General features: G+C 63.2%; 36 protein-coding genes. 22 read left to right on the forward strand and 14 right to left on the reverse strand.

The features are described from left to right. Window positions 1–38 precede the first annotated feature (38 nt). Together PSUB009319_RS14605 and PSUB009319_RS14610 are read right to left on the reverse strand one after the other, a co-directional pair. The gene (locus PSUB009319_RS14605; protein WP_124382942.1) at window positions 39–677 is read right to left on the reverse strand and encodes a TIGR04282 family arsenosugar biosynthesis glycosyltransferase; all 639 of its coding nucleotides are present in this window, start codon (window positions 675–677) and stop codon (window positions 39–41) included. A 174-nt stretch (window positions 678–851) separates the two neighbouring features. Further along, window positions 852–1,574 carry a hypothetical protein gene (locus tag PSUB009319_RS14610; protein ID WP_260392990.1) on the reverse strand — a complete coding sequence of 241 codons (723 nt, stop codon included), beginning with the start codon at window positions 1,572–1,574 and terminating at the stop codon, window positions 852–854. A 349-nt stretch (window positions 1,575–1,923) separates the two neighbouring features. Between PSUB009319_RS14610 and PSUB009319_RS14620 the strand changes: the two genes are divergently transcribed. From PSUB009319_RS14620 to PSUB009319_RS14650, 7 genes are all read left to right on the forward strand, one after another. After that, on the forward strand, window positions 1,924–2,358 hold the full coding sequence (locus PSUB009319_RS14620) for a c-type cytochrome (RefSeq protein ID WP_124382945.1): 435 nt from the start codon (window positions 1,924–1,926) through the stop codon (window positions 2,356–2,358). A 10-nt stretch (window positions 2,359–2,368) separates the two neighbouring features. Beyond that, on the forward strand, window positions 2,369–2,755 hold the full coding sequence (locus PSUB009319_RS14625; RefSeq protein WP_124382946.1) for a thioredoxin family protein: 387 nt from the start codon (window positions 2,369–2,371) through the stop codon (window positions 2,753–2,755). Further along, window positions 2,755–3,483 carry a cytochrome c biogenesis CcdA family protein gene (locus PSUB009319_RS14630; RefSeq protein ID WP_124382947.1) on the forward strand — a complete coding sequence of 243 codons (729 nt, stop codon included), beginning with the start codon at window positions 2,755–2,757 and terminating at the stop codon, window positions 3,481–3,483. Before PSUB009319_RS14625 ends, PSUB009319_RS14630 begins: the two co-directional genes overlap by 1 nt. 121 nt (window positions 3,484–3,604) lie before the next feature. Further along, window positions 3,605–3,814 (forward strand): DUF2892 domain-containing protein, encoded by a 210-nt coding sequence (locus PSUB009319_RS14635; RefSeq protein WP_124382948.1) that lies wholly within the window; start codon window positions 3,605–3,607, stop codon window positions 3,812–3,814. 3 nt (window positions 3,815–3,817) lie between these two features. Then, window positions 3,818–4,351 carry an RNA polymerase sigma factor gene (locus tag PSUB009319_RS14640; RefSeq protein ID WP_124382949.1) on the forward strand — a complete coding sequence of 178 codons (534 nt, stop codon included), beginning with the start codon at window positions 3,818–3,820 and terminating at the stop codon, window positions 4,349–4,351. A 43-nt stretch (window positions 4,352–4,394) separates the two neighbouring features. Next, entirely contained in the window at window positions 4,395–4,955 is a 561-nt protein-coding gene (locus PSUB009319_RS14645) for a carboxymuconolactone decarboxylase family protein (RefSeq protein ID WP_124382950.1), read from the forward strand. Between the two features lie 109 nt (window positions 4,956–5,064). Further along, window positions 5,065–5,922, forward strand: coding sequence for a peroxiredoxin (locus tag PSUB009319_RS14650; protein ID WP_124382951.1), 858 nt, complete (start codon window positions 5,065–5,067; stop codon window positions 5,920–5,922). 70 nt (window positions 5,923–5,992) lie between these two features. Here the strand turns inward: PSUB009319_RS14650 and PSUB009319_RS14655 are convergent, their stop codons facing one another. From PSUB009319_RS14655 to PSUB009319_RS14665, 3 genes are read right to left on the reverse strand one after another with little or no spacing between them, the layout of a single operon-like run. Beyond that, a complete protein-coding gene (locus PSUB009319_RS14655) occupies window positions 5,993–6,211 on the reverse strand; it encodes a hypothetical protein (protein ID WP_221620965.1) in 219 nt (72 codons plus the stop codon). Then, complete coding sequence (locus PSUB009319_RS14660) at window positions 6,208–6,822, reverse strand: RNA polymerase factor sigma-70 (protein ID WP_124382952.1); 615 nt, start codon at window positions 6,820–6,822, stop codon at window positions 6,208–6,210. Before PSUB009319_RS14660 ends, PSUB009319_RS14655 begins: the two co-directional genes overlap by 4 nt. A 56-nt stretch (window positions 6,823–6,878) precedes the next feature. Then, entirely contained in the window at window positions 6,879–8,021 is a 1,143-nt protein-coding gene (locus PSUB009319_RS14665; protein WP_124382953.1) for an FAD-dependent oxidoreductase, read from the reverse strand. A gap of 194 nt (window positions 8,022–8,215) precedes the next feature. On the opposite strand from PSUB009319_RS14665, the gene mtnP reads away from it, so the two are divergent. Then, on the forward strand, window positions 8,216–9,088 hold the full coding sequence (gene mtnP / locus PSUB009319_RS14670; protein ID WP_185453474.1) for an S-methyl-5'-thioadenosine phosphorylase: 873 nt from the start codon (window positions 8,216–8,218) through the stop codon (window positions 9,086–9,088). A gap of 45 nt (window positions 9,089–9,133) precedes the next feature. After that, a complete protein-coding gene (locus PSUB009319_RS14675) occupies window positions 9,134–9,835 on the forward strand; it encodes a TVP38/TMEM64 family protein (protein WP_124382954.1) in 702 nt (233 codons plus the stop codon). A gap of 63 nt (window positions 9,836–9,898) precedes the next feature. Here the strand turns inward: PSUB009319_RS14675 and PSUB009319_RS14680 are convergent, their stop codons facing one another. After that, entirely contained in the window at window positions 9,899–12,349 is a 2,451-nt protein-coding gene (locus PSUB009319_RS14680) for a cation-translocating P-type ATPase (RefSeq protein ID WP_124382955.1), read from the reverse strand. A 25-nt stretch (window positions 12,350–12,374) separates the two neighbouring features. After that, window positions 12,375–12,596 (reverse strand): heavy-metal-associated domain-containing protein, encoded by a 222-nt coding sequence (locus tag PSUB009319_RS14685; protein ID WP_124382956.1) that lies wholly within the window; start codon window positions 12,594–12,596, stop codon window positions 12,375–12,377. A gap of 127 nt (window positions 12,597–12,723) precedes the next feature. Between PSUB009319_RS14685 and PSUB009319_RS23280 the strand changes: the two genes are divergently transcribed. After that, window positions 12,724–12,855: a hypothetical protein gene (locus PSUB009319_RS23280; RefSeq protein ID WP_260392991.1), complete on the forward strand. Its 132-nt coding sequence runs from the start codon at window positions 12,724–12,726 to the stop codon at window positions 12,853–12,855. A gap of 165 nt (window positions 12,856–13,020) precedes the next feature. Here the strand turns inward: PSUB009319_RS23280 and PSUB009319_RS14690 are convergent, their stop codons facing one another. Further along, window positions 13,021–13,242 (reverse strand): hypothetical protein, encoded by a 222-nt coding sequence (locus PSUB009319_RS14690; protein WP_124382957.1) that lies wholly within the window; start codon window positions 13,240–13,242, stop codon window positions 13,021–13,023. 349 nt (window positions 13,243–13,591) lie between these two features. On the opposite strand from PSUB009319_RS14690, the gene PSUB009319_RS14695 reads away from it, so the two are divergent. Genes PSUB009319_RS14695 through PSUB009319_RS14725 form a run of 7 tightly spaced genes read left to right on the forward strand, consistent with a single transcriptional unit; the run spans window position 13,592 to window position 16,873 of the window. Then, complete coding sequence (locus tag PSUB009319_RS14695; protein ID WP_124382994.1) at window positions 13,592–13,855, forward strand: glutaredoxin; 264 nt, start codon at window positions 13,592–13,594, stop codon at window positions 13,853–13,855. Further along, window positions 13,855–14,277 carry a heavy metal-responsive transcriptional regulator gene (locus PSUB009319_RS14700; RefSeq protein ID WP_124382958.1) on the forward strand — a complete coding sequence of 141 codons (423 nt, stop codon included), beginning with the start codon at window positions 13,855–13,857 and terminating at the stop codon, window positions 14,275–14,277. Before PSUB009319_RS14695 ends, PSUB009319_RS14700 begins: the two co-directional genes overlap by 1 nt. Further along, on the forward strand, window positions 14,274–14,543 hold the full coding sequence (locus tag PSUB009319_RS14705; protein WP_124382959.1) for a thioredoxin family protein: 270 nt from the start codon (window positions 14,274–14,276) through the stop codon (window positions 14,541–14,543). The genes PSUB009319_RS14700 and PSUB009319_RS14705 overlap by 4 nt, the downstream gene beginning before the upstream one ends. Then, window positions 14,533–15,228, forward strand: a complete 696-nt coding sequence (locus PSUB009319_RS14710) for a cytochrome c biogenesis CcdA family protein (protein ID WP_124382960.1) — start codon at window positions 14,533–14,535, stop codon at window positions 15,226–15,228. The genes PSUB009319_RS14705 and PSUB009319_RS14710 overlap by 11 nt, the downstream gene beginning before the upstream one ends. A 9-nt stretch (window positions 15,229–15,237) precedes the next feature. After that, window positions 15,238–15,636: a hypothetical protein gene (locus tag PSUB009319_RS14715; RefSeq protein ID WP_124382961.1), complete on the forward strand. Its 399-nt coding sequence runs from the start codon at window positions 15,238–15,240 to the stop codon at window positions 15,634–15,636. A gap of 26 nt (window positions 15,637–15,662) precedes the next feature. After that, a complete protein-coding gene (locus PSUB009319_RS14720) occupies window positions 15,663–15,977 on the forward strand; it encodes a heavy-metal-associated domain-containing protein (protein ID WP_124382962.1) in 315 nt (104 codons plus the stop codon). Continuing rightward, a complete protein-coding gene (locus PSUB009319_RS14725; RefSeq protein WP_124382963.1) occupies window positions 15,974–16,873 on the forward strand; it encodes a transporter in 900 nt (299 codons plus the stop codon). Before PSUB009319_RS14720 ends, PSUB009319_RS14725 begins: the two co-directional genes overlap by 4 nt. A 244-nt stretch (window positions 16,874–17,117) precedes the next feature. Here PSUB009319_RS14725 and merA read toward each other — a convergent pair whose 3' ends face one another. The 4 genes from merA to merT are packed head-to-tail and all read right to left on the reverse strand — an operon-like array spanning window position 17,118 to window position 19,915. Next, window positions 17,118–18,803 carry a mercury(II) reductase gene (gene merA, locus PSUB009319_RS14730; RefSeq protein WP_124382964.1) on the reverse strand — a complete coding sequence of 562 codons (1,686 nt, stop codon included), beginning with the start codon at window positions 18,801–18,803 and terminating at the stop codon, window positions 17,118–17,120. A gap of 37 nt (window positions 18,804–18,840) precedes the next feature. Next, a complete protein-coding gene (gene merC / locus PSUB009319_RS14735; RefSeq protein ID WP_124382965.1) occupies window positions 18,841–19,260 on the reverse strand; it encodes an organomercurial transporter MerC in 420 nt (139 codons plus the stop codon). 15 nt (window positions 19,261–19,275) lie between these two features. Further along, entirely contained in the window at window positions 19,276–19,551 is a 276-nt protein-coding gene (gene merP / locus PSUB009319_RS14740; protein WP_124382966.1) for a mercury resistance system periplasmic binding protein MerP, read from the reverse strand. Between the two features lie 13 nt (window positions 19,552–19,564). Beyond that, a complete protein-coding gene (merT, locus tag PSUB009319_RS14745; RefSeq protein ID WP_124382967.1) occupies window positions 19,565–19,915 on the reverse strand; it encodes a mercuric ion transporter MerT in 351 nt (116 codons plus the stop codon). A gap of 71 nt (window positions 19,916–19,986) precedes the next feature. Between merT and merR the strand changes: the two genes are divergently transcribed. Both merR and PSUB009319_RS14755 read left to right on the forward strand, forming a co-directional pair. After that, window positions 19,987–20,406, forward strand: a complete 420-nt coding sequence (merR, locus tag PSUB009319_RS14750; RefSeq protein WP_124382968.1) for an Hg(II)-responsive transcriptional regulator — start codon at window positions 19,987–19,989, stop codon at window positions 20,404–20,406. Next, window positions 20,403–21,203 carry a YiiX/YebB-like N1pC/P60 family cysteine hydrolase gene (locus tag PSUB009319_RS14755; protein ID WP_124382969.1) on the forward strand — a complete coding sequence of 267 codons (801 nt, stop codon included), beginning with the start codon at window positions 20,403–20,405 and terminating at the stop codon, window positions 21,201–21,203. Before merR ends, PSUB009319_RS14755 begins: the two co-directional genes overlap by 4 nt. A 159-nt stretch (window positions 21,204–21,362) precedes the next feature. On the opposite strand, the gene PSUB009319_RS14760 is transcribed toward PSUB009319_RS14755, so the two are convergent. Continuing rightward, entirely contained in the window at window positions 21,363–21,578 is a 216-nt protein-coding gene (locus PSUB009319_RS14760) for a hypothetical protein (RefSeq protein ID WP_124382970.1), read from the reverse strand. A 396-nt stretch (window positions 21,579–21,974) separates the two neighbouring features. On the opposite strand from PSUB009319_RS14760, the gene copK (PSUB009319_RS14765) reads away from it, so the two are divergent. From copK (PSUB009319_RS14765) to PSUB009319_RS23475, 3 genes are all read left to right on the forward strand, one after another. After that, window positions 21,975–22,259: a periplasmic Cu(I)/Cu(II)-binding protein CopK gene (gene copK, locus PSUB009319_RS14765; protein WP_124382971.1), complete on the forward strand. Its 285-nt coding sequence runs from the start codon at window positions 21,975–21,977 to the stop codon at window positions 22,257–22,259. A 126-nt stretch (window positions 22,260–22,385) separates the two neighbouring features. Further along, entirely contained in the window at window positions 22,386–22,676 is a 291-nt protein-coding gene (gene copK, locus PSUB009319_RS14770) for a periplasmic Cu(I)/Cu(II)-binding protein CopK (RefSeq protein ID WP_124382972.1), read from the forward strand. Next, a complete protein-coding gene (locus PSUB009319_RS23475) occupies window positions 22,666–22,875 on the forward strand; it encodes a transposase (RefSeq protein ID WP_374704200.1) in 210 nt (69 codons plus the stop codon). Before copK (PSUB009319_RS14770) ends, PSUB009319_RS23475 begins: the two co-directional genes overlap by 11 nt. Here the strand turns inward: PSUB009319_RS23475 and PSUB009319_RS22930 are convergent. Next, window positions 22,829–23,107, reverse strand: a complete 279-nt coding sequence (locus PSUB009319_RS22930; RefSeq protein ID WP_185453475.1) for a hypothetical protein — start codon at window positions 23,105–23,107, stop codon at window positions 22,829–22,831. The genes PSUB009319_RS23475 and PSUB009319_RS22930 overlap by 47 nt on opposite strands. Window positions 23,108–23,123: the final 16 nt, after the last annotated feature.

A 23,123-nucleotide genomic window follows, 5' to 3' on the forward strand; every position in this document is an offset into this window, starting at 1 on the left:
ACAAACCTACCCATTGGTCGTCCTCCAGCGAGCTTTGCTTACACGATGGTGGCACTGCGCCCTTTCGGCAGCGCCCAGTCCGCGGGCAGCCGGGCCAGGTCAGCCGGTTCGTCGACGTCGTGCAGCATGGCCCCCTGATGCAGCGACCAGCCGAGCCGCGCGATGCGAGACGCGGTGTCGAACGCGACGCAATCTGTGCTCCAGGCAATGTCGGTGAACAGCGAAGGGTGATAACGGGAGAGTCCAAGCAAAGCATAGCCGCCGTCGGCGGCGGGATACAGCACCGCGTCGTGCTGGCGAAGCGCCGTGGCGGCTGCGCGCAACAACACCGCGCTCAATTCGACGCAATCGGTACCGATCAGCAGCACGGCTTGGCCAAGTCCGACCGCCAGCGCTGCCGCGCGTGCAAGCCGTGCGCCCAGGTCGCCATTGCCTTGCTCCTGCACCGCGACCGTGTCGGGCAGTCTGACGCCTTGCCACTCTGGTGCGTCGATTGTGGGTGTCACCCGCAGCTCTACCGGCCCCAGTCTGGCCGCCAGCGCGCTGGCCAGCGTGCTGTCGAGCATGCGCTGCGCGATCCGGGCGGCACCGAGGGTACCGAGTGCCGGGATCAGACGCGTTTTGGCAAGCCCAGGGTATGGGGCTTTAGCGAAGATGATGATTCGGACCGACTGCATCGCAGGTTCTCGTTTTCACGACGTATTGCTCTCGTCTCTGGACGACAAGCACAAGCCGTAGTGGTATTGGAGGAAGGGATTCTTACAGCCAGACCATCGCCCGTCGCCCGCCCGTGCCGGAGAAACCGGCGGCGCTTGAACGATTCCGTTATCTACGCCGCCGGCCGCTCGTTGTTAGAGCCGATCCAGCTTCGCATCAACATTAATGGCATGCGCTGAGAGCACCTCGAGCGATTCGTTGGAAAGAACATTGCTACCCTCGAATCCGAAAAGCACCTCGTCTCGCCTGACAAGCAAGTCCTGTATTTCGAGTCTGAAAAGGCGCACCACCGATTCGATGACCGCATCGACCCCCACGTTGCCGGTGTCCAGGAACATACGGTCCAGCAGCTCGGCTGTTGTATCGGCGCTGAGCATCAAATCACCCGTCACCCAGCTATTGACTGTAAAAAGGCTTATCGGGAGCCCTTTCGCATCAAAGCCGATGCCCAGCAGGTGCCTCGTGTCGGCGAGACACTGGGCCCCAATGGCAAGTTCCGCGAACGCCAGTTCCCGCTTCGACTGCAGCCGCCGCGACCACAGCTTGCGTCGTGCAAACAAATGAATATGTCCATGCTCCGAGGTGCCGGGCCGGTCGTCCGGGGAGTGCGAGTGATAAAACCACTGGTAACCGCCATTCGCATCGATGGCGTCGTCGTCCGGATAGTGCGCCCATTGTCTCGGAACCTGGCCGGCTAACAGGCCACTCAAAAGATGTGTACCTTGCTGGGCCAGGCCCGCATAGACACCGAGCAAGCGCAAGCCAGCGACGCGCGCGGCGTCACTGGCCGGACTCTTTGAACGTCGGGTCCGCGCCACGGATATCAGCTCTTGGGCGCGCACTTGTTCGCGCCGCACTTCGCCTTTTCCATGCTCTTCTTGGGAGCACACTTGCCCGCGCATTTTGCACCGCACTTGGCCATCTCAGCCTTGGGGTGGCACTTTGCCGTGCCTTTCGTCTCCTGTGCGGCAGCCGGCAATGCCAGAGTCGCAGCGGTCAGGGCGGCCAGGGATGCGAGTTTCAACGATGTCTTCATAATGGTTCCTTGGTAAGGTGTCGTTTGAGGCTGCAGAAGGCTTCCTCGCCCACTAAGAGGGTCCGAATCACCAAACGGGTTCGCGCAACATCAAATATTTTTTGGGGGCCGCGAACCGTTCTCGCACCTGACCGCCTCTTAGTGGGTGTCACTCCCACGAAAGGATTGCAATGACGAAACACTCGCTCGCCATCCTGACGGCGCTATGCGCCGCCTCGACTCTGTTTTCCTCCTCCGCTTCGGCGGCAGATGATGCAGGTGCGCTGACCGTGCGCCCCGCCGGCTACAAGCCCCGCCCGGGCGACGCCAAGCTCGGCGAAAAGCTCTTCAACGACCCCAAGCTTTCGACGAATGGCATGTCCTGTGCGTCCTGCCACGCCAACCACGCTTCCTATTCGGACAGCTTCGCCAAGCCCTATCCCCATACCGTTGCCATGGCCAGGGACCAGTTGGGCCGCAAGCAGGTCTACCTGGACGAGATGATTCAAGCCTGCATGATCATGCCCATGGCAGCCAAGCCGCTACCTTGGGACTCGAAGGAATTGGCAGCGCTGGTTGCGTTCGTCGAACAAGAGCAAAAGACCTTCAACCCCGTGAAACGTTAAAGGAGACGTTATGAGAATGCTGCGAACCGCCATTGCGATTGCCCTTGCCGCCTTGGCCTCGTTGGCCATGGCGGGTGAAATCAAGCCCTACAGTGCACAGGCGTTTGACCAACTGACCCATGCGGGCAAGCCCGTCGTGGTTGAGGTCAGCGCAAGCTGGTGCCCGACCTGCAAGGCACAAAAGCCCATTCTCGAGGGCCTCATGAAGCAGCCTGCCTACCAAGACGTGACAGTGCTGACCGTTGATTTCGACACCGACAAGACCGCCCTGAAGAAATTCAAGGTCGGCACGCAAAGCACGCTTGTGGCCTTCAAGGGAGTATCGGAGGTGGCGCGCACGGTCGGCGACACAACGCCGACCGGCATCGAAAGCCTCATCAGGCAGACGGTCAACTGATGGAATTCGGTCTTGGCGCCTACGGTTTTGGCTTGCTGGCAGGGCTGCTTTCGACGCTGTCGCCTTGCGTGCTGCCGCTCGTTCCCATCCTGCTGGGGTCGGCTACGAGTGTGCACCCGCGCGCGCCGCTTGCGCTCGCCGGTGGGTTGGCGCTTTCCTACGCGACCATCGGAACCCCGCTCGCTTGGGCAGGGGCCGCACTGGACATCGACGCGGGTGTTTTCCGCTATGCGGGCGCGGCGGCGCTCGCTCTGCTTGGCGTCGTCCTGATGTCAAGTAGCCTGCAGCAGCGTTTCGCCACCGCCACATCGGGCCTCGGCGACGCCGGAAACGGCCTGATTTCCAAGGTGCAACCCGACGGCCTCTGGGGGCAGTTCGTCATCGGTGTCGTGTTGGGGGTGGTGTGGAGTCCCTGCGTGGGCCCAACCCTGGGTGCGGCCGTCGTGCTGGCCAGCCAGGGCTCTCATTTGCCGCAGGCTGCACTGCTCATGGGCGTGTTTGGAATCGGCGCTGCCTTGCCCGTGGTGGCCTTGGCTTACGTCTCCCGGAGCGCCATGGGCAAAATGCGCGGCAAACTCATCCGGGCGGGAAAGACTGGCAAGATTCTGATGGGCGTCATCATGGTGGCCATTGCCGGACTGATCCTGAGTGGGTCCGATAAAACCATCGAGGCCTGGCTGGTGAGCCATTCTCCCGCATGGCTCACCGCATTGACCACGCGTTTTTGATCCTGATGCCTTATCCTCCCCGTGACAACTTCCTGCCTCAGCCGCGAACCGTTCTGCCTGGTGGACACCTCTTAGTTTTCGAGGACTGTCCTCAACCACGAACAGATAAAAGGAAATCGCCATGTTCTATGTGAAGAATGTTCCAAATTGGGAGCACGTCTTGCGCGTCATCTTGGGTCTGATGGGCCTGGGCTACGCCATCGTGAACTGGGCGCATTCAGGACTGGCCGTAGGCCTGGGCATCATGGGCGCGATGCTGGCCATGACCGGCCTGGTCGGGTTCTGCCCCATGTGCGCGATGGTGGGTCGCAATTTGGATAAGAGGCACTGAGCCATGGCGGCAAGCGGCGTCGAGCGTGACAATCTGGTACTGGCAGCGCAGACGGGAGACCCGGCTGCCATCTCTCGGCTGTTGGCCGTCTGTCAGGCCGATGCCCGGCGCTATGCCTACAAGCACTGCCGAGCCGGCGATGTCGACGATGCCATACAGGAATCGCTGCTTGTCGTCTCGCGCAAGGTCAAAGGACTGAAGGCGGCGGCGGCCTTTTCCGCCTGGCTCTTCACGGTCATCAAGCGCGAGTGCCGCAAGCTTGAGCGGATGATGTTCAGACACGAACCGCTGTCGGAAGAACACGCGGAGGAACTCCTCGCCCGCAGAAGTGACGATGCACTGCGCGTGGACCTTGCTAACGCTCTCGAGTCCCTCCCCGCGCACTATCTGGAAGTGGTTCTGCTACGCGATTTCGAAGAGCTGACGATTGCCGAGATAGCGGAACACCTGGGCGAGCCACAAGGCGCCATCAAGAGCCGGTTGCACCGCGCACGGGAACTGGTACGCGAATACATGTTGGGCCCCGACACGCGGTAAGCGACCGCAACCCATTTTTTTTCTTCGTTCAAGGAAGATGAGCATGTCCTACCTCAAAACACTTGCAGCCGTTGATCATGGAACCGCAGAAGGCAAGCAAAAGGAAATACTCGACGCTGCCCTCAAACAGGTTGGCTTCATTCCCAACATGTATGCCAACATGGTCAATGCGCCGGCGGTTCTCAGCACCTATCTGCATGGCTACGGGCTTTTCCGGGGAGAATCTGGTTTTTCCCCGGCAGAGCAAGAGGTCGTCTTTCTGGCTGTGAGCCAGGTCAACGGCTGTACCTACTGCACGGCAGCGCACAGCATGATTGCTGACAAGATGTCCGGCGTTCCCGCGCCTGTGCTGAGGGCCATTCGGGAGGGGCAGCCCATCCCCGACACCAAGCTGGCCGCTCTTTTCAGCCTGACCCAAGAAATTGTTCGGACGTACGGCCAGCCCAGCGAAGGCAAGGTCGCCGCCTTTCTTGAAGCCGGCTACAAAGAGCAAGATGCGCTTTACATCATCCTGGCCGTCGCCGTTAAAGTCCTGAGCAATTACTCGAACCACGCCTTCGGAACCGAAGTCGATGCGAGATTTGCGGCCTATAAGGTGGGGTGACGCATCGCTTCAGTCGCGGCCAATGCCACGGTCGTGAACGGATAGAGCCGATACCCCGACGCAAGCCGGTCGGCTGGGCTGATCCGACAAGACAAAGAAGGAACCACCTGTGAATCGACTGAAATCCATTTTTGTCAGTACCTTCATGGTGTTTCTGGTCGCAGCACTCGGCCATGCCTGCTATATGCTGTTGCAGCGGGGACTGACCGCCGCAGCCTGGTTGGGCGTCGGGTTCGCGGCGGCAGCCAACTTGGGCTTTTTCGCCCGGTTGTTCACCAGCGACTCGGCGCGGACGTCGGAGCGCCTGTTACCGTTGCTGGCGGCAACGGTGGCCGGAGGGCTGGGAACCGTCTGGAGTGTGGCCACCGGCCCCGGGCCGGCAGAAGTCCTTCCTGTGCTCTATGCGGGCCTCGCCGTCATCGGCTGTCTGCTCTACGTATTCTGGTATTCGAGGCTCGGCCGCGCGGATAACCCGCATCTCAAGGTTGGGCTGCCGTTGCCGCGTTTCGAGTTGGAAGATGTGGCCGGCACCACTGTCGATTCCAGCCAGTTCCTCGGCAAACCGGTGCTGTTGCTGTTCTTCCGCGGCAATTGGTGTCCGCTGTGCATGGCGCAGATCCGCGAGGTCGCGGCGCAGTATAGGGAACTCGACCGGCGCGGCATTCAGGTGGTCCTGATCAGTCCGCAGCCGCACGACAATACCCGCGAACTCGCCGCGAAGTTCTCGGTGCCTTTCCACTTTTACGTCGACCGTGGCAACCGTGCAGCGGAGAAGCTCGGCATTTTGGCCAAGCATGGCCTGCCGGCCGGGCTGCAGACGCAGGGGTACGATTCGGATACCGTGTTTCCGACCGTTGTGATGACGGACGCCAGTGGCACGATCTCGTTTGCTGATCTCACCGACAATTACCGCCTTCGCCCCGAGCCAGAGACGTTTCTACGGGTTGCCGATCAATTGGGTCGGTGAGAGAGCGGTATTTACCCTGGCGGTCTCGATTGCCGCGACGCCGCGCGTAGCGAGCCAATCGCGCTGCGCTCTAGCGATCTTGCGGCGTGCCGGGCGCTTCTTCGTCCGGGTCCGGTTTGCGCGCGTAGGTCCTGGCGATTAGGCGCATCGTATGCATCTGCTTACCGGCATTACGGCAGCCGGAGCACATCATCGTGTGTATGTTCAGCGTGGCGCGTTCTTTGATGGTCAGGCGGCGTTCCATCGACTCGGAGAGCAGACGGGTGGCATCGAAGCAGTTCAACATCATTGGGCTCCCTGAGCAAACCAGTTGTCTTCCAGACACTCGCGCAAGCGCAGGCGCGCTCGGTGCAGCATGACGAACAGATTGCTGGTGGTGATGCCGACGGCCTCGCAGATTTCTTCTTTCTCGAGCTCGACCACTTCACGCATCATGAACACCCGTGCCTGCTTCGGCGGCAGCCGCTCAAGGCAGGCTTCGAAGATTTTCCAAAATTGTTTTTGGTTGAACGACGCTACCGGGTCGCTCCACGGGATCGGACGCTCGTCAGGCTCCCAGAAACCCTTGCGGTCGAACAGCGCAGTGAAGTCTTCATCTTCCTCGTCCTCGCGCAGCAGGCTGCTGGCATTGACCAACCGCTGATTCCGCCGCAGAACATCGGCGATCTTGTTTTTCAGGATCGCCAGCACCCAGGTCTTGAGTGCGGCCCTGCCGCCGAACGAATCGGCGTTCTTCAGCGCACCGATCAATGCTTCCTGTACGGCATCTTCCGCCTGGTGCGAATCGCCGAGTTGCAGCGTGGCAAACTTGAGCATCTGCCGGCGCAGATCCTCGATGAAGGAACTGTCCTGCAACGCGTTCCATGCCGAGGACGCGGGCTGGCTGCTTTCATGGTTCATGCCCAGACCTTTTCTCGATTTCGTTCTTTGCCGCACTATAAGTGGAATGCAGGTCATCACTGTCTGCGGAGCCGGTCAAAAGGCTTTGCCGGCGTGCGAGATATGCAGTGACGGCTGATGAAACGACGGTCGATCCAGCTCTTCCATTGCCAGACCCAGGCTCCCTCGGCACTCCAGCCGCCCCAAGAGGCGATGGCGTACTTGGAGCCAGTGGAAATCAGATAGAGCGAGCAGGCGCGCGGCGTGTATGCCCGCATTGGGCCACCGCCGATTGCCGCGCGCAAGTTGTTGGCCAGCACAGGGCCGGCGTGTACCGCATGCACACCAGAGCGCGCCATTGTCGCGTCCACGCGTGTGCAGACGTCGCCAGCGGCGAATACGTTCGCATGCGAGCGGCTGCGCTGGGTGGCATCCACCGCGACATACCCATCCGGATCAAGCGCCAGTTTGGACAAGGCGAGCCAGCACGGCGCCTGGGTGCCGGTGGCGGCGATGATGCGATCGGCTGCCAAGTGGCGGCCATTGGCTAGCAGCAGCCCGGATTCCGTCGCGGCGGCACGCGAGCGATGCACGGCGATGCCGCGAGCGGCCAGCAGGCGCTCGACCCGCGCAACGACCGACGACGAATGACCCGCCAACATGGCTGACCCGGACGTCACCAGTTCGACTTGCACGCGCAGGTCGCGCTGCTTGAATGCCTGGGACGCGGCAAACGCCAATTCCACGCCAGCCGCTCCGCCGCCGACGACGGCCAAACGCAAATCAGCCCCAGCTACCGAATATTCGATCAATTTCTGCCAGGAAAGCACGAAGGCGCCGATTGGGCGCACCGGCAGCAACCGCTGGTGCGCGGCGTGCAACCAGGACAAATCCGCCTCGCCGCCGACATCGAGCGACAGGAGGTCGTACTCGATATGCGTGCCATCTGGCAAAGCGATGCAGCGGCGCTCGGCGTCCAGCCCCGCCACCGGTGCCAGAACCAGCCGAGCGCCGGCTGCCTCCGCTAACGGCAGCAAGTCGATGCAGCACTGCTCAAGCCGGTAGTGCCCGGCCATCCAGCCTGGCAGCATACCGGAGTAAATCAATTGTGGCTCGGGCGTTACCAGAACGACCTCGACCGACCGGAGTGGGCACCGTGCCAACGCGCGGAGCACACCCAAGTGAGCATGCCCGCCGCCGGCCAGGATCAGGCGCTTCATACGTGCCCGCCTGTCCCGTTTGTGGCGCAGCGGTCGCGTCCACGCGTTAAGGCCGAAAGCATGGCCATTCCCCTCTCGATATTTCGATCGAACGGTAGTCGCGCCAAGGCCGCGGTTTCTTACAGCCGCTCTGTAAGATCCACCACCGTTCCGACGACTACGTTCCAAATCTCGGCAAGACAGGAGGACGAACCGTGTCGGACATCAGGATCGGCATCATCGGCGGTAGCGGGCTGTATCAAATGGAAGGAATCGAGCAGGTGCAGGAACACGAGGTGGCCACCCCGTACGGCGCGCCATCCGACCGTATCGTGACCGGAGTCCTGCACGGGGCGCCGGTTGCGTTTCTGGCGCGCCATGGTCGCGGCCACCGCTATCTTCCGGGCGAGGTTCCATACCGCGCCAACATCTACGCGCTGAAGGCGTTTGGCGTACGCTATCTGATTGCGATCTCGGCAGTCGGGTCGCTGCAGGAGTCTGTGCGCCCGTTGGACATGGTTCTGCCCGATCAATTCATCGACCTGACCCGGCGCCGCGAGAGCACCTTTTTCGGCAACGGAGCCGTTGCGCATGTCTCAATGGCGCAGCCCGTCTGCCCTGTATTCGCCGACATGATTGCGCAGGCATTCCTTGATGCCGGGCTCGAAGGTACCAACCTGCATCGGGGTGGCACCTATGTCTGCATCGAAGGCCCGGCGTTCTCGACCTACGCCGAGTCGCAGTGGTACCGCAACATCGGCGGCAGCGTGATCGGGATGACCAACATGCCGGAAGCCAAGCTCGCACGCGAAGCGGAGATGGCCTATGCCACACTGGCCTTGGTCACCGACTACGACTGCTGGCACCCGCGCGAGGCGCCGGTCACCGCTGAACTCGCCATCGCCAATCTGTTGCAGAACGCAGCCAATGCGCAGCGCGTGGTCAGCCAGGCCGTACGGCTTGTGGCGCGAGACTGGCCACCTTCGCAGGCGCATCGCGCGCTGGCCGCCGGGCTCGTCACGCAGCCAGCCACGATGGATCAGGCAACCCGGGCGCGTCTGGACACGTTGATTCGCGACTATCTCTGAGCTGCGCAGCGAATCTTCGGTGTCCTTACGGCACAGGAACGAACCATGTGGGCCAATCGCGCTGCGCCGACTGACCGCCGCCTATTACGACGGCGGCGATGGGCGATTGTGGCGGTGTTGTTGGTGGCAAGTGGCTGCGCCGTGGCGCTTTGGTTGGCGTCGCATCGCTTGTCATTCGATTTCCCTATCACCGAGCAAGGTGCGGTGAGATGGGTGCGCGCACGAGGCGCTTGGGGCGTACTCGGCTCGCTTGCGCTGATGGTCGCGCATTCGTTTCTGCCGTTCCCCGCCGAGATAGTGGCACTGGCCAATGGCATGGTCTACGGCCCGCTCTGGGGAGCCGTCATCACCTGGTGCGGGGCAATGCTGGGGGCGGCAACCGCCTTCGGACTGACCCGACGGCTGGGCTATCCGTTTGTGGAGCGCTTGCTATCTCCGGATGCCCGAGATCAGTTGGCGCGCTGGTCACACTTGCATGGCGCTACCGTGCTGCTGGCCTGCCGCTTGATGCCAGCGATTGCCTTCAACCTCATCAATTACGCGGCCGCGCTGGCCGGCCTCTCGTGGTGGACCTTTCTATGGACCACCGCGCTCGGCATTCTGCCTCTGACGATTCTGCTCGCCGTACTGGGGGACCGCATCCTAGCCGTCCCGTTCTTGGGCTGGCTGGCGATCAGCCTTGTTGCCGCCGTCTTTGGAGGGCTGATGGTCCTGCGCCGCGCCAGAAAGCCGGGCTCGAAGGCGTAGGCCAGCGCGACCAGCCAGATCATGAGGGCGGTGGGCGCCCCAGGTGCGGGGTTGCCGGGATGCTCACGCGTTCTTTTCATTGATATCAAGCTGCCGCCCCACGCTCATCACCGCATTGAAGAAGAGCGAAGGCTTGCCCCACAGCGAGTTGAAAAAGATCGCCGTCACGCTGCCGGCCATCGCCGCCATGGCCCACACCGGGTAGATCAGGCCGGTGGCGGCCACCGGGATACCGATGCCGTTGAAACAGAACGCCAGCGCCACGTTCTGCAGCATCTTGCGGTAGCCGCGGTGGCTGATCTCGTGCGCGATGAGCACGGATTCGATGCGTGAGTTGAGAATGATGATGTCGGCCGACTCGATCGCAATGTCGGTGCCGCTGCTCATGGCAATGCCCACGTCGGCCTGCATGAGCGCGGGGGCATCGTTGATGCCGTCGCCTACCATCGCCACCCGGCCGGTTTTCTGCAGCGTGCGGATGATCTCTGCCTTGCGTTTTGGCAACACCCCGGCGTGAACTTCGTCAATGCCGGCCTCGGCAGCAATGCGGCGGGCCGCGCGCTCGTTGTCGCCGGTGAGCAGCACCGGCGTGAGGCCGGCGCGGCGCAGTGCGGCCACGGTCTTGGCCGCATCCTCGCGCAGCCGGTCGCCCAGCGCGATCACGCCCAGCGCCCGGCTATCGCGCGCCACCGCGATCACGGTGCGTCCCGCATCCTCCAGCGCGTGGATGCGCTCAGCCAGCGGCGCGAGGGTGATGCCGCGTTCCGCGAGAAAGGCGGGGCTGCCGACCAGCACCTCCCGCCCGTCGAGGGTCGCCGTCACGCCCCGGCCGGCCTGTGCAGAAAAGGCTTGCACGGCGGGCGGCGTGATCCTGCGCTCGAAAGCGGCATCGACGATCGCCTGGGCGAGCGGATGCTCGGAGGTGGATTCGGCCGCGGCGGCCACGGCGAGCAGTTCTTCTTCACTGGCCGCAAGCGGCACGATCTCGCGCACCAGCGGATGGCCTTCGGTCAAGGTGCCGGTCTTGTCCAGTACGATTCTCTTCACCAGCCGATAACCCTGGAATGCTTCGCCGGTGCGCATCAGGATGCCGCGCTCGGCCGCTTCCCCGGCGCCGCGCACGATGGAAAGCGGCGCCGAGATCCCCACGGCGCATGGATAGCCCATCACCAGCACGCTCAGGCCGGCAAACACAGCGCGTTGGACGTCCGCGTGTCCGGTGACGAGATACGAGCCGAGGAGCCAGCCGACGACTGCCAATGCAGCCACCACCAGCACCGAAGGGGTGTACACACGCAGGATCCGGTCCACCAGATGGAGCAGGCCCGGCTTGAGCGCACGCGCGTCTTCCACTTGGCGGATGACTTGCTGCAGAAACGTTTCTTCCCCGATCGCCGTCACCCAAACCAGCAAGGTGCCCGCCTGGTTGATCGACCCGCCGACCACCCGGCTGCCCTCGGTCTTTTCCACCGGTACGGGTTCGCCGGTGACGATCGATTCGTCGACTGCCGAATGCCCGCTCACCACCTTGCCGTCGACCGGAATACGCTCGCCTGGGCGGATACGGACCTGGTCGCCGAATGCAACCTGCTCGATCGGCAACTCCATTTCGCGATCGCTACGCACCACGCGCGCTGTTGCTGGCTGCAGGTCGAGCAGTTTTTTGACGGCCTGCGAACTGCGCGTCTTGACAATAAGCGAAAGCCATTCCGAAAAGATGTGGTAGGTCGCCATCATCACCGACACGGCGAAGAATGGCGCCGTGGGGTAGGCCGGCAGGCGCCAAACCAGACCGATCACGCCGCCCGCGATGCCGGAGAAGGCGCCGATCTCGAGGAGCACGTGCTGATTGAGGATGCCGCGCCTGAACGCTTGGAAGGCCATCAAAAGGATGTGGCTGCCGATGCCGAAAACGAGGACAAGCGCCAGCGCGCCAGTGATCCACGGCGCGGCCGATACCAGCCCGCCTGTGCGCCGCACGGCGTAAAGCGCGAAGCCGACCGCGCATAGCGCGAGAGTCCAGCCGAGCGCGACGCCGGTGCCGCGTGGCTTCAAGGCCATGAACAGAAAGACAACCAAGCTGGCAAAGACCACCACAGCGAGTACAGTCGACCACAAGCCAACGGGGTTGGCCACCAGCGCGATCGCCGCCAAGCTGCAGCCGACTGCGGCGATGAAGCGCCGGCCTTCGCGCACCAGGGCGGCTTCTTCCTCCTCAAACGGGCGCACTTTGCGCGGATCGGAGATCGTGTAGCCGATATCCTTGAGCGTTTGCAGCAGTTCCTCCGGCTGGACGAGGCGCGGATCGTATTCGATCAGGGCCTGCTCATGGGTGAGGCTCACCGCGACCTTTTCGACGCCCGCGCGCTTGCCCAGGGCTTTCTCGATGGTGCCGGTGCACAGCGAGCAGTGCAGCCCGCCGATGCGCGCTCGGATGCGCGCCCGGCCGGGACGATTGGAGGGCTCCTCGCTCCAATAGCGGGGAACGGATGCGGCAGAAGTTTCGCTCGTCATGATGCCCCCGTTCGTAGCAGGCCTTTCAGCCTCGGTGTTGCCCCACAACCTGGTAACCGCCTTGCTCGATCAGCGCCGCCAGACGCGCTTCGCAGATGGTCTGCGGATCGTAGAGGACACGCGCCTCACCCTCGTCAAACGATACGGAGGCTTTGCGCACGCCAGCGCTGCGCTCCAACAAGACCTGGATCATGGCCGCGCAGCCAGTGCAGTGCATACCCTCGACCTTGAATGTGATGGTCTTCATGGCTAGCTCTGGCGTTTCCTGGATTCACTTTAGACCTTGGCGTGTACTCCAAGGTCAAGTCCCGGGGTGGGCAAAATGTGCCTTGCGGGCCGGAACCAATGCGCACGGAGCCCGCTACGAAATCGTCATGCCGTTCGCCCTGGGGCCGAAGATGGACGGTGCCATCGAGGAACTGATCGCCGAGATGCCGGGCAACGCGGATGTGCGCGATTGCTGGGGCGAGGCCGCGCTTCGCGTTCCGGTGACCGACGCCTACTGAAGCTGATCCGGCGAACTTGACGCCCGCTGGGTTCCCATCAGGGCGGACAAAGTCTCCGGCCATCACCGGACATTGGGACTTCGCCCTAAACATAGGGCGCCAGATACGATCAGGGCCCGCCAACCCAAGCAGCGGGCCCTGATCGCGCAGGCGCTCTGTAACGTCTTAACTGGGCGAGCCTTCGGTGGAGGGGTAACGCGTGTCGCCACGCCATGCACCTTCCGTGTAGACGTCAAATTTCCCTGCCTTGCCACCATCGGTATAGGGAGAACGCGCGTCCGTAATGCGTGCGCCGTCCGTGTAAACGTCGCGCGTCATGCCGGCATACGCCGCCCCCGTGCCAAGAGCGGCACCCGCCATCACCAGAAGCAAGATTCGCTTTGCCATTTCCGCACCTCCAGTCATCAAGACGGACCAATTCCCGGAGGAAGCGGCCCACGCATGACCTCCCTACGAATAAGTTCGCGGGCGATTCTGAAAAGGTTACGGACATGCGAGTGTTACCCGCGCATGCATTGAAAGTACGAATGTCTCGTCGCGTGCTCCTTCGCATGCAGACACACGAACATGTTGAAACCGGAAACGATTTCGAGACTGACGGGAGCAGACATGGTCGCATTCTTCCGTCCTCATATTCGACTTGACTCTGGAGTGTGCTCCAAGGTTTATCCTGAAATGGCGATGGAAGAGCGGCCGCATGGCTGCGTCCATCGCGGAGAAGGAAAGGAGCCCGGATATGACTATCAAACGCAAAGTTGAAGTATTCAGCGCCGGCTGCCCGGCCTGCGCCGATGTAGAAGCCCTTGTGAAACGCCTGGCCTGCCCGTTGTGCGAAATCGATGTGCTCGACATGCGCGATATCGCCGTGGCGGAACGCGCCAAGGCGTCGGGCGTGCGCTCGGTGCCGGCCGTGGTGATCAACGGTCAGCTCGCCGGCTGCTGCGCAGGACGCGGCGTCGATGAAGCCAGCCTGCGCGCCGCCGGCCTCGGCCAACCGTGATGCTGACCATCGGCAAGCTCGCCAAGGCGGGCGACATCAGCCCCGACGCGCTGCGCTATTACGAGCGCGAGGGGCTACTCGCCCCGGCGGCCAAGACAGACAGCGGCTATCGCCTCTATGGGGAGGACGCGGTGCGCCGGGTGCGCTTCATCCACCACGCCCAGGCGTGCGGCTTCACGCTGGCGGAAATCAGGGACCTCTTGCACCTGCGGCAGGCTGATATGGCCTGCTGTAGCGATGTACGCAGCCGCGCCGTCGAAAAGAAGCTCCAACTTGCCGCCAAGATTCGCGCCATGCAGGCGATGTCGGCGGCGCTTGATCTGCTGATCGCCGAATGCGCCGATGGCACGCAAGCGGTCGATGACTGCCCGATCCTGGCTGCGCTGGAGCGGCTCGATGACGGTTCGGAGCGCGCGCCATGAAGATCGAGCTGTTTTATTCCCCCGGCTGTGCCAAGTGCGTGGCCGCGACAGCGGCGCTCAAGGCCGCGGCCCTGGCCGCCGTATCCGGCGTGGAGTGGCAGGAAGTGAACGTACTCGACTCCCTCGACCGCGCGGTCGAGCTTGGGGTACTGACACTGCCCGCGCTCGCCGTGGATGGCGAGTTGGTGTTCACCGCACTGCCGTCGCCCACGCAGCTCGCAGTCGCGCTGCGCCGCCGTCACGCGGAGCGCGGCCATGGAACTTGAGACGCTGCGACAGCTTGCCTCCCAAGGACTATGGGCTGCCAGCGGGATCAGCCTGCTGGCAGGGGTGTTGTTCAGTGTGAGCCCCTTGGCCATCGCCGCGCTGCCGGTGCCGCTGGCCTACGTGACCCGTGCCCGCGAGCCTCGGGAGGCTGCTCGTTACGGCCTTGCCTTCATTGCTGGTCTGATCGGCACGCACGCGCTCCTGGGCGCCGTGGCGGGGCTCGGCGGTCAAAGCGCGCAAGCACTGCTGGGGCGCTGGTGGGGGTTACTGCTCGGACCCTGGCTGATCGTTCTGGGACTCTTGTGGACCGGATGGATCAGGCTGCCGTTGCCGGCGATCGGGTTCAAGGCCCATCGGGTTGGCAGTGCCTGGGGCGCGTTTGTGCTCGGCATCCCATTCTCGGTCGCCATCTGCCCGTCCTGCACCCCGGCGCTCGTCGTGCTGATGGGCGCGGCGGCTGCCAGCGGCTCGCCGCTTACCGGGGCGGCCATGCTGACCAGTTTCGCCGTCGGCCGCGCGATCCCCCTGGCCTTGGCGTCGGCTGCGATGGAGTGGATCGAGCAACTGAAACCACTCGGGCGTTTCCGCCGCGCTTTCGAGCTGCTGGGGAGCCTGCTGCTGATCGTTACCGGCCTGTATCTACTCAATGGCTACTTCGCCGTTTTCCCTTGGCTGACTTGGTAGCAGAACGCTATGAAAACCGATTCCTCGCAGTTTGGGCAACGCAGTGCCAGTTGGCTGGCGCTGTTCGCCTCGACCGGCACGCTGATCTGCTGCGCGCTGCCGATCCTGTTCGTCACCGTGGGTCTGGGCGCAACCGTGGCGGCGGCCACCAGCGCCGTACCGTTCCTGGTTACCTTGGCCCTGCACAAGATCTGGGCGTTCGCCGGTTCCGGGCTGATGCTGTTCGTCTCCGGCTGGTTGCTCTACCGGCCCGGTCGTGCCTGTCCGAGCGACCCGGAACTGGGACGCCTGTGCGCGCGTGCCCAGCGCTGGAACCGGCGGATTCATGGATTCTCGGCAGCCGTCTGGGGCGTCGGCTTCTTCGCCGCCTATCTGGCGCTGCCGATCCGTATCTGGCTCGGCTACTGAGCCGTTCATTCTCAAAGGAGATCATCATGGAAAGGTTTCATCTGAGACACATAGCAGCGGCCTTGGCGCTCAGCCTGCCGCTTCTGGCGTTCGGCGCTGAGCGCCAAGTGGTGGACATCGCGGTCAAGGGCATGACCTGCCCGTTCTGCGCCTACGGGCTGGAGAAGAACCTGGGCAAGGCGAGCAACGTCGATCACGCCGCTGCGAGCCTGAAGGAGCAGAACGTGCACATCGTGCTTAGAGCTGGCGCGCAGCCCGACATCGGTCGCTACAAGCAGCTCATCCACGACGCCGGCTTTACGCCCGGCGAGGCGCATGTCGCTACCGAGGAAGTTAAATGAAACGCTCTTCCATGCATAAAGCCTGGATAGCCGTGCTGGGTGTCTGGGGAGGCGTGGTTTGCGCTGCGCCGATTACCTTCAATACAGCCCTGCCCATTTCCCAGGACGAATGGATTCTGCGCGAGCAGTTCGTATTCATGAAAAGCGCCAACGACCCGACGCCGATGAACCGCCGCATGGAGGTGTCGGGTCTCATGACGATGCTCGGCTATGGCGTGACCCGCGACCTCGCGGTGTTTGCAGTATTGCCATATATGGACAGGCGCTTGTCGATGAACATGGGCGGGTCGGACGTGTCACGCAGCCAGGCGGGCTTCGGCGATGCGATGTTCCTGGGCCGATACACGGCCTATGAGGACAACGCACCTGGGAGCACCATCCGCGTCGCGCCGTTTCTCGGTGTCAAAGCACCGACCGGCAACGACCACGCATCGGATCGTTTCGGGCGCCTGCCGCCGATGCTGCAGCCGGGCTCCGGCTCGTGGGACTGGCAAGGCGGTGTGGTGGCGTCCTACCAATCCCTGGATTGGGGAGGGGATGTGCAGCTTGCGCATCAATCCAATGGCAAAGCCAACGGCTTCCGGGCCGGCGCGATCACCCGTCTTGATCTGTCGGTCCAGCGCCGGCTGTGGCCCGGCACGCTGAGCGAAGGCGTCCCCGGCTTCCTCTATGGCGGGTTGGAGGCCAACCTCATCCATACCGCCAAGGATCGGGTGAACGGGATGGGTGATCCGAACTCGGGCGGCACCACGCTGTTTCTAACCCCGACCCTGCAGTATGTGACCCGCAAATGGGTGCTTGAAGCCGGCATCCAGATTCCTATTTCGCAGCACCTGAACGGCACCGCACTCAAGAACAATTACATCCTGACTACCGGCTTCCGTCTCAACTTCTAACGTTCATGGTCGCCGCCGTTGGGGCTATCCATGATGAGAATCCATTTCGGCATACCGGCGTGCAGCGGACATCATCCTCGCCAGCCGCCGATCGCGCACCGCCAGCGCTTCGCGCCTTGCCGCGACCAGCGCGCGCAAGTGCGCCAGGCATTCGTTGGCGTCTCCGTCCCCGCCATCCAGCGCATGGCGTAGCCGCGCCAGCTCGGCTTGAGGTAGCTGCCCACGGCATCCTCCTTTCTTCCCGCTACCCGGCGCAGCAGGACAGTTGCTTCACGTCCTTGCTGAAGGTCTGTGCCGCGAGCTTCAGCCCTTCCACCATCGTCAGATAGGGGAACAACTGGTCGGCCAGCTCCTGCGCCGTCATGCGCGCGCGGATGGCGAGTGCCGCAGTCTGGATCAGCTCGCCGGCTTCCGGGGCGACCGCCTGCACGCCGATCAGCTGCCGGCTGCCTTCCTCAATGACCAGCTTTATGAAGCCGCGTGTGTCGAAGTTGGCGAGCGCGCGCGGCACGTTTTCGAGCGTGAGCAGACGGCTGTCGGTCTCGATGCCATCGTGATGCGCTTCAGCCTCGCTGTAGCCCACGGTCGCGACCTGCGGATCGGTGAACACCACCGCTGGCATGGCAGTCAGATCGAGTTTGACTTCACCGCCGGTCATGTTGACCGCCGCGCGGGTGCCAGCCGCTGCCGCGACGTAGACGAACTGCGGCTGGTCGGTGCAGTCGCCCGCCGCATAAATGTCAGGGCTGCTGGTGCGCATGCCGGGGTCGATCACGATGGCCCCCTGCGCATTGACGTTGACGCCCGCCGCCTCCAGGTTCAGATCGCGAGTATTGGGCGTACGGCCGGTAGCGACCAGCAGCTTTTCGGCGCGCACTTCGCCATGCGCGGTGGTCAGCATGAATTCGCCGTCCGCATACGTGACCTGGCTGGCCTGCGTATGCTCCAGCACTTCAATACCCTCGGCGCGGAACGCCGCGGTGAGCGCTTCGCCGATACTCGGGTCTTCGCGGAAGAACAGCGTGCTACGCGCCAAGATAGTGACTTGGCTGCCCAGCCGGGCGAAGGCTTGCGCCAGTTCGACGGCCACTACCGACGAGCCGATCACGGCCAGACGCTCCGGGATCGCGTCGCTCGCCAGCGCCTCAAGCGATGTCCAGTAGGGGGTGTCCTTGAGGCCGGAGATTGGCGGAATGGCGGGGCTCGCCCCGGTGGCGATGAGGCACCGGTCGAAGGCCACCGTGCGCTCGAAGTCCTCGATCAGCCGCACTGTGAGGTTGCGGTCGTCCTGGAAGCGCGCTTCGCCATGCAGCACAGTGATGGCCGAGTTGCCGGCGAGGATGCTTTCGTACTTGGCATGTCGCAGTTCATCGACACGTTTCTGCTGCTGGTCCAGCAGCTTCTCGCGCAGGATCGCTGGCGGCGTGGGCGGCAGGCCCGCATCGAAGGGGCTTGCCCGACGCAGGTGGGCGATGTGGGCGGCGCGGATCATGATCTTCGAGGGCACGCAGCCGACGTTGACGCAGGTGCCGCCAATCGTGCCGCGCTCGATCAGCGTCGCGCGCGCGCCAAGCTCCGTAGCTTTCAGCGCCGCCGCCATCGCGGCCCCGCCGCTACCGATGACTGCGATATGCAGCCCGCCATCGTTGTGTCCGGCCTTGTCGCCGCCACCGACCCAATCACGCACTCGGCCGAGCAGCCCGCTGCGCGCTGGCGTGGTCGGGGCATCGGCCAGCGCCGCGCGATAGCCGAGTCCGGTTACCGCGGCAATCAGGGCTTCGGGTGACGTGCCGGCGTCGATGGCGAGCTGGGCGCTGCCCTCGGCGTAAGACACCTGCGCCGATTGCACGCCGGGCACGTTTTCCAGCGCCTCCTTAACGTGAGCCGCGCAGGAGTCGCAGGTCATGCCGGCGATCTTTAACTGTGTCATAGAGTCGTACCTCTCAATGCGTGGGGGGCCATGGCCGTCAGCCGTGCTTCGCGGGCAGCTCGCAGCCATTCGGCCCGCAGCGACGGTGCGCGGGCGAAACGAGATCCCAGATCGACACCCCGACCATCAAGGCCAAGCCGACGTAGAGCAGCAATTCGCTCCGCCAGCCATCAGTCAAATACACCGCTGCCAGCACCAGGAGCGGGCCAATCATGCCGAGCAGGCTGCGATGCCATTGCCGATGGCGCAGCCAGCCCAGCGCGTTCGCCAGCAGCGCAAGGGCAGCGAACAGCGGGATCAGGATAGTGATGAATAGCCCCTCCCATTGCTGCAGGAAACCGAGGCCGATGGCCGCCCCCAGGCTGGCGAGGGCGGGAAAACAGGCGGCGCAGCCCATCGCCGAGACGACGGCTCCAAGCACTCCGGCCTTGTCGGCAATCCGCGCGATCGGTTTCATGGCGTCGCTCCCGGTTCAGCGCTTGAGGCTGGACGGATAGCCGGCGTCCTCGGTCGCACGGGCCAGCTTCTGGACGTTGGCTTTGGCGTCATCGAAGGTCACCACGGCTTCCCGCCTCTCGAAGCTCACGTCCACCTGGCTGACGCCCTCGACCTTGGAGAGCGCCTTCTTGACCGTGATCGGGCAGGCCGCGCAGGTCATGCCGGGCACGGAAAGCGTCACCGTCTGCGTGGCGGCCCATGCGGGAACGACGGCAGTGGCGAGGGCGATCGTGGCGAACAGCGTTTTCATAGTGGACTCCTGATCAGTAGAAGAAAGGCAACACATAGGGGAAGCCAAGCGCGACCAACACGAGCGCGGCCACGATCCAGAAAATCAGCTTGTAGGTGGCGCGCACCTGCGGAATCGCGCAGACCTCGCCCGGCTTGCACGCCGTTGCCGGCCGGAAGATTCGCCGCCTGGCGAAGAACAAGGCAACCAGCGCCGTTCCAATGAAGATCGGGCGATACGGTTCCAGCGCGGTCAGGTTGCCGATCCAGGCGCCGCTGACCCCCAAGGCGACCAAAACCAATGGTCCCAGGCAACAGGTGGAAGCAAGGAGGGCGGCCAGCCCGCCGGCAGCGAGGGCACCACGCCCGGTTTGCGGTTCCGGCATCAGATTCTCCTTTCGAGGTTTCGGCTCGTGCAGTAACGTTAGTTCCGTAGTCAAGTACGGAGTCAAGCGGGATGGAAAACAGGTTGAAGAACCTGACCATCGGCGCCTTTGCTGAGGCGGCTGGGGTCAATGTGGAGACGATCCGCTTTTATCAGCGCAAGGGCTTGCTTTTGGCGCCCGAGCGGGCGTTCGGAAGCATCCGGCGCTACGGTGCGGCGGATGTGGCGCGGGTCAGTTTCATCAAGGCAGCGCAGCGGCTGGGGTTCAGCCTCGAAGAGATCGCCGGATTGTTGAAGCTGGAAGATGGCGCCCACTGTGAGGAGGCCCGCGTGCTGGCTGAGCACAAGCTGCGCGACGTGCGCGACAAACTGCGTGACCTGCGCCGCATCGAGGCGGCGCTCGCCGGCTTGGTGCGCGCCTGTGGCGCTACAGGGGGCACGGTCTCCTGCCCGTTGATCGACTCGCTGAAACGCCCCCGGAGGTCAGTATGAGAACGCCTCTCCAAACCTTCGGGAAGTGGCTGGCGCGCTACCTGACGGGTGTTTCGCCGGGTCCATATCCGAACCCACCCACTGATCCCGCTCTGCTTGCCGATGCGATTCAGCCATGCGATGTCTTGCTGGTGGAGGGGAACCGGCGCATCAGTACCGCGATCAAGTACCTTACGCAGTCGACGTGGTCGCACGCGGCGCTCTATGTTGGCCGTGATCTTGGCCACGATCGCAACGGCGAGCCACTGGTTTTTATTGAAGCCGACACCGTGGAGGGAGTACGAGGCGTGTCAATCGCGGAATTCAGCGGCTTGCACACGCGGATCTGCCGGCCTTTCGCGATCACGCCAGCCGACGCGATGCGGGTTGTCGACTACGCGATCGCACGTCTCGGTCAACGCTACGACCTGAAGAATGTCTTCGATCTGGCGCGTTACCTGATTCCCACGCCGCCGGTGCCGACGCGCTGGCGCCGAAAAATGCTGGCCTTGGGAAGCGGCGATCCAACTCAGGCGATCTGCTCGACGCTCATCGCGCAAGCCTTCCAAGCCGTGCGGTATCCGATACTGCCGATCATCACGCGCCGCATGGCGAACGATCCGATGTGCGAGGCGTGCGTCAAAGAGATACTCCACATCCGCCATCACAGCCTGTTCGTGCCGCGCGATTTCGACGTGTCGCCCTATTTTGAGGTCATCAAGCCGGGCGCCCCACAAAGGCTGGACTACAAAAACCTGGAGTGGGCCGATCTGCCAGCAGAAGAAAGTCACGACTTGAGCTCGTCTCCTGAAGCGTGATCCTGCCCCGCGCGGAAAAAAGCGACAACGCTAGAGGCGCCCCGCGCTGTAGGGTTTTCTCTCGTGGGTGCAAGGTATGCGACGGGCGGCTGGCCCGTTCGCGCAAAAAAAAAAAGACGGCGCACCGCCCCCTCGTCAGTCGCGCCGTAGACGTCTTGACTATGCCCCGTCAGTGAATGGGTCGCGTTTGTCGCCGATTTTGGCGCCGTCGGTATAGACGTCGTATTTCCCGGCTTTTCCACCATCGGTATAGGGGTCGCGCGGACCGGAAAGACTGGCGCCATCCGTATAGACATCCCACGTCGTGCGGCCATACGCGACGCCCGCGCCAAGGGCGATCACCGCGCCGACGAGAAGCAAGAGTTGTTTGATCATTTGGGCACCTCCAGCGATCAGGGACCAACCTCTTCGCCGGGAGCGGCGAGCCCTCGATCGAAGTCGTTGTCATCCATAGATTCGCCACCACGCCTGCAAAGGTTACGCGCGACCGAGGGCAAGTGCTTTGCATCCGTCTGAAGGCACGATGCCCCCCGGCACGCGTCGCCGTTCAATCGAGGAGGAAACCTTTTGGGGCCCGCAAGCGAATCTTTGGACAGGGACAGAGGCTCGAATGTCCTTTCGTTTGCTGACAGTACGCAGTCTGGCAAGCAAGCGGTTGTGCCTGTGCATCCGAACGCGCCACACGTGCCTCAGGCAAGGCTGTGAGTCGGGTCGGCAAATCGGGCTACCACTTCGGGCCGGTGTTACGTTACTTACCAATGGAGGCTAGCCATGTATCGGGATTTCGTCATTGCCGCCGTCGTTGCCGTCGCTCCGTTGTTCGCCTTCGCAGCTGACATGACCGACGTCGTGAAAACCTACGAGCTCAAGAACGGCTCGACCGTGTATGTCTTCAAGAACGGAAACATGGGCGTCGAGAACAAATTCGGCCAGGCGGTCAGAGTAAAGGAGGGGCAGGTGATGGAAACCAAGGACGGCACCACGATCGTCATGAAAGGCAACGAGCTCGCCCGCGTGGAGGTGCTGCTCCTCAGGCGGAACCGTTACGGGTATTGAGAGATTAGGCCGCGCGGGGCGCAAGAGGGGGAGCACCGTGGACGACATCAACGTGCCGGCGCCTCCTAACAGGTGGCTCGATTCGCCGACCCGACTCACACGTTACGTTACCAATGGAGGTTAGCCATGTATCGGGATTTCGTCATTGCCGCCGTCGTTGCCGCGGCACCGTTGTTCGCCTTCGCGGCTCCCATCGACATGCGCGATGTCGTGAAAACCTATGAGCTCAAGGACGGCTCGACCGTGTATGTATTCAGGGACGGAAAAATGGGCGTCGAGAGCAAATTTGGCCTGGCGGTCGGCGGGGTAAAGGAAGGGCAAGTGATGGAAGCCAAGGACGGCACCACGATCGTCATGAAAGGCAACGAGGTCGCCCGCATGGACGCGCTGCTCAAGCAGAGACGTTATGGGTATTGAGATTAGGCCTCGCGGGGCGCAACAGGAGGAGTGCCGTGGACGACGTCATGCGCTGTGTAAGAAAATTGCCGCCGTCCATGGCGTCGGCCCCATCACCGCCACGGCCATTGTCGGCGCGATCGGCGACGCAAAGCAATTCCGGAACCAGCACCCTAAAACCTGGTTTTTGTGCCGGCGGCCGCTTTCGGGCACGCCGTGATTTTGCCAAGGACAGGGCATGCGACCACGGAGACGCTGCAAGGCACCCCCTGGAAAGAGTTCATCGCATCGCTGTAGCCGATATGCAGCGCGCGTGCGACGGTTTGCTCCCGCGCCGACGCGGCGCTCTGGCTGGCCGCCATCGCGAGCCGGTCAGCGCGAGCACGCCCGCCGCGCCACTTGGTATAAATCAATCGCCCCTCCCACAGGTTTGCAACAGTGGATTTGGCCATCCTCCGAGGATCGCTC

The organism is Ralstonia sp. SET104 (assembly GCF_003851545.1).
Taxonomy (GTDB): domain Bacteria; phylum Pseudomonadota; class Gammaproteobacteria; order Burkholderiales; family Burkholderiaceae; genus Ralstonia.

Excerpts from the sequence above, each read along its gene's own strand:
- PSUB009319_RS14605 (WP_124382942.1), bottom strand. The coding sequence starts at position 677 with ATGCAGTCGGTCCGAATCATCATCTTCGCTAAAGCCCCATACCCTGGG.
- PSUB009319_RS14620 (WP_124382945.1), top strand. The coding sequence starts at position 1,924 with ATGACGAAACACTCGCTCGCCATCCTGACGGCGCTATGCGCCGCCTCG.
- PSUB009319_RS14625 (WP_124382946.1), top strand. The coding sequence starts at position 2,369 with ATGAGAATGCTGCGAACCGCCATTGCGATTGCCCTTGCCGCCTTGGCC.
- PSUB009319_RS14630 (WP_124382947.1), top strand. The coding sequence starts at position 2,755 with ATGGAATTCGGTCTTGGCGCCTACGGTTTTGGCTTGCTGGCAGGGCTG.
- PSUB009319_RS14635 (WP_124382948.1), top strand. The coding sequence starts at position 3,605 with ATGTTCTATGTGAAGAATGTTCCAAATTGGGAGCACGTCTTGCGCGTC.
- PSUB009319_RS14640 (WP_124382949.1), top strand. The coding sequence starts at position 3,818 with ATGGCGGCAAGCGGCGTCGAGCGTGACAATCTGGTACTGGCAGCGCAG.
- PSUB009319_RS14645 (WP_124382950.1), top strand. The coding sequence starts at position 4,395 with ATGTCCTACCTCAAAACACTTGCAGCCGTTGATCATGGAACCGCAGAA.
- PSUB009319_RS14655 (WP_221620965.1), bottom strand. The coding sequence starts at position 6,211 with ATGATGTTGAACTGCTTCGATGCCACCCGTCTGCTCTCCGAGTCGATG.
- PSUB009319_RS14660 (WP_124382952.1), bottom strand. The coding sequence starts at position 6,822 with ATGAACCATGAAAGCAGCCAGCCCGCGTCCTCGGCATGGAACGCGTTG.
- PSUB009319_RS14665 (WP_124382953.1), bottom strand. The coding sequence starts at position 8,021 with ATGAAGCGCCTGATCCTGGCCGGCGGCGGGCATGCTCACTTGGGTGTG.
- PSUB009319_RS14675 (WP_124382954.1), top strand. The coding sequence starts at position 9,134 with ATGTGGGCCAATCGCGCTGCGCCGACTGACCGCCGCCTATTACGACGG.
- PSUB009319_RS14680 (WP_124382955.1), bottom strand. The coding sequence starts at position 12,349 with ATGACGAGCGAAACTTCTGCCGCATCCGTTCCCCGCTATTGGAGCGAG.
- PSUB009319_RS14685 (WP_124382956.1), bottom strand. The coding sequence starts at position 12,596 with ATGAAGACCATCACATTCAAGGTCGAGGGTATGCACTGCACTGGCTGC.
- PSUB009319_RS23280 (WP_260392991.1), top strand. The coding sequence starts at position 12,724 with ATGCCGTTCGCCCTGGGGCCGAAGATGGACGGTGCCATCGAGGAACTG.
- PSUB009319_RS14690 (WP_124382957.1), bottom strand. The coding sequence starts at position 13,242 with ATGGCAAAGCGAATCTTGCTTCTGGTGATGGCGGGTGCCGCTCTTGGC.
- PSUB009319_RS14695 (WP_124382994.1), top strand. The coding sequence starts at position 13,592 with ATGACTATCAAACGCAAAGTTGAAGTATTCAGCGCCGGCTGCCCGGCC.
- PSUB009319_RS14700 (WP_124382958.1), top strand. The coding sequence starts at position 13,855 with ATGCTGACCATCGGCAAGCTCGCCAAGGCGGGCGACATCAGCCCCGAC.
- PSUB009319_RS14705 (WP_124382959.1), top strand. The coding sequence starts at position 14,274 with ATGAAGATCGAGCTGTTTTATTCCCCCGGCTGTGCCAAGTGCGTGGCC.
- PSUB009319_RS14710 (WP_124382960.1), top strand. The coding sequence starts at position 14,533 with ATGGAACTTGAGACGCTGCGACAGCTTGCCTCCCAAGGACTATGGGCT.
- PSUB009319_RS14715 (WP_124382961.1), top strand. The coding sequence starts at position 15,238 with ATGAAAACCGATTCCTCGCAGTTTGGGCAACGCAGTGCCAGTTGGCTG.
- PSUB009319_RS14720 (WP_124382962.1), top strand. The coding sequence starts at position 15,663 with ATGGAAAGGTTTCATCTGAGACACATAGCAGCGGCCTTGGCGCTCAGC.
- PSUB009319_RS14725 (WP_124382963.1), top strand. The coding sequence starts at position 15,974 with ATGAAACGCTCTTCCATGCATAAAGCCTGGATAGCCGTGCTGGGTGTC.
- merA (WP_124382964.1), bottom strand. The coding sequence starts at position 18,803 with ATGACACAGTTAAAGATCGCCGGCATGACCTGCGACTCCTGCGCGGCT.
- merC (WP_124382965.1), bottom strand. The coding sequence starts at position 19,260 with ATGAAACCGATCGCGCGGATTGCCGACAAGGCCGGAGTGCTTGGAGCC.
- merP (WP_124382966.1), bottom strand. The coding sequence starts at position 19,551 with ATGAAAACGCTGTTCGCCACGATCGCCCTCGCCACTGCCGTCGTTCCC.
- merT (WP_124382967.1), bottom strand. The coding sequence starts at position 19,915 with ATGCCGGAACCGCAAACCGGGCGTGGTGCCCTCGCTGCCGGCGGGCTG.
- merR (WP_124382968.1), top strand. The coding sequence starts at position 19,987 with ATGGAAAACAGGTTGAAGAACCTGACCATCGGCGCCTTTGCTGAGGCG.
- PSUB009319_RS14755 (WP_124382969.1), top strand. The coding sequence starts at position 20,403 with ATGAGAACGCCTCTCCAAACCTTCGGGAAGTGGCTGGCGCGCTACCTG.
- PSUB009319_RS14760 (WP_124382970.1), bottom strand. The coding sequence starts at position 21,578 with ATGATCAAACAACTCTTGCTTCTCGTCGGCGCGGTGATCGCCCTTGGC.
- copK (WP_124382971.1), top strand. The coding sequence starts at position 21,975 with ATGTATCGGGATTTCGTCATTGCCGCCGTCGTTGCCGTCGCTCCGTTG.
- copK (WP_124382972.1), top strand. The coding sequence starts at position 22,386 with ATGTATCGGGATTTCGTCATTGCCGCCGTCGTTGCCGCGGCACCGTTG.
- PSUB009319_RS23475 (WP_374704200.1), top strand. The coding sequence starts at position 22,666 with ATGGGTATTGAGATTAGGCCTCGCGGGGCGCAACAGGAGGAGTGCCGT.
- PSUB009319_RS22930 (WP_185453475.1), bottom strand. The coding sequence starts at position 23,107 with ATGGCCAAATCCACTGTTGCAAACCTGTGGGAGGGGCGATTGATTTAT.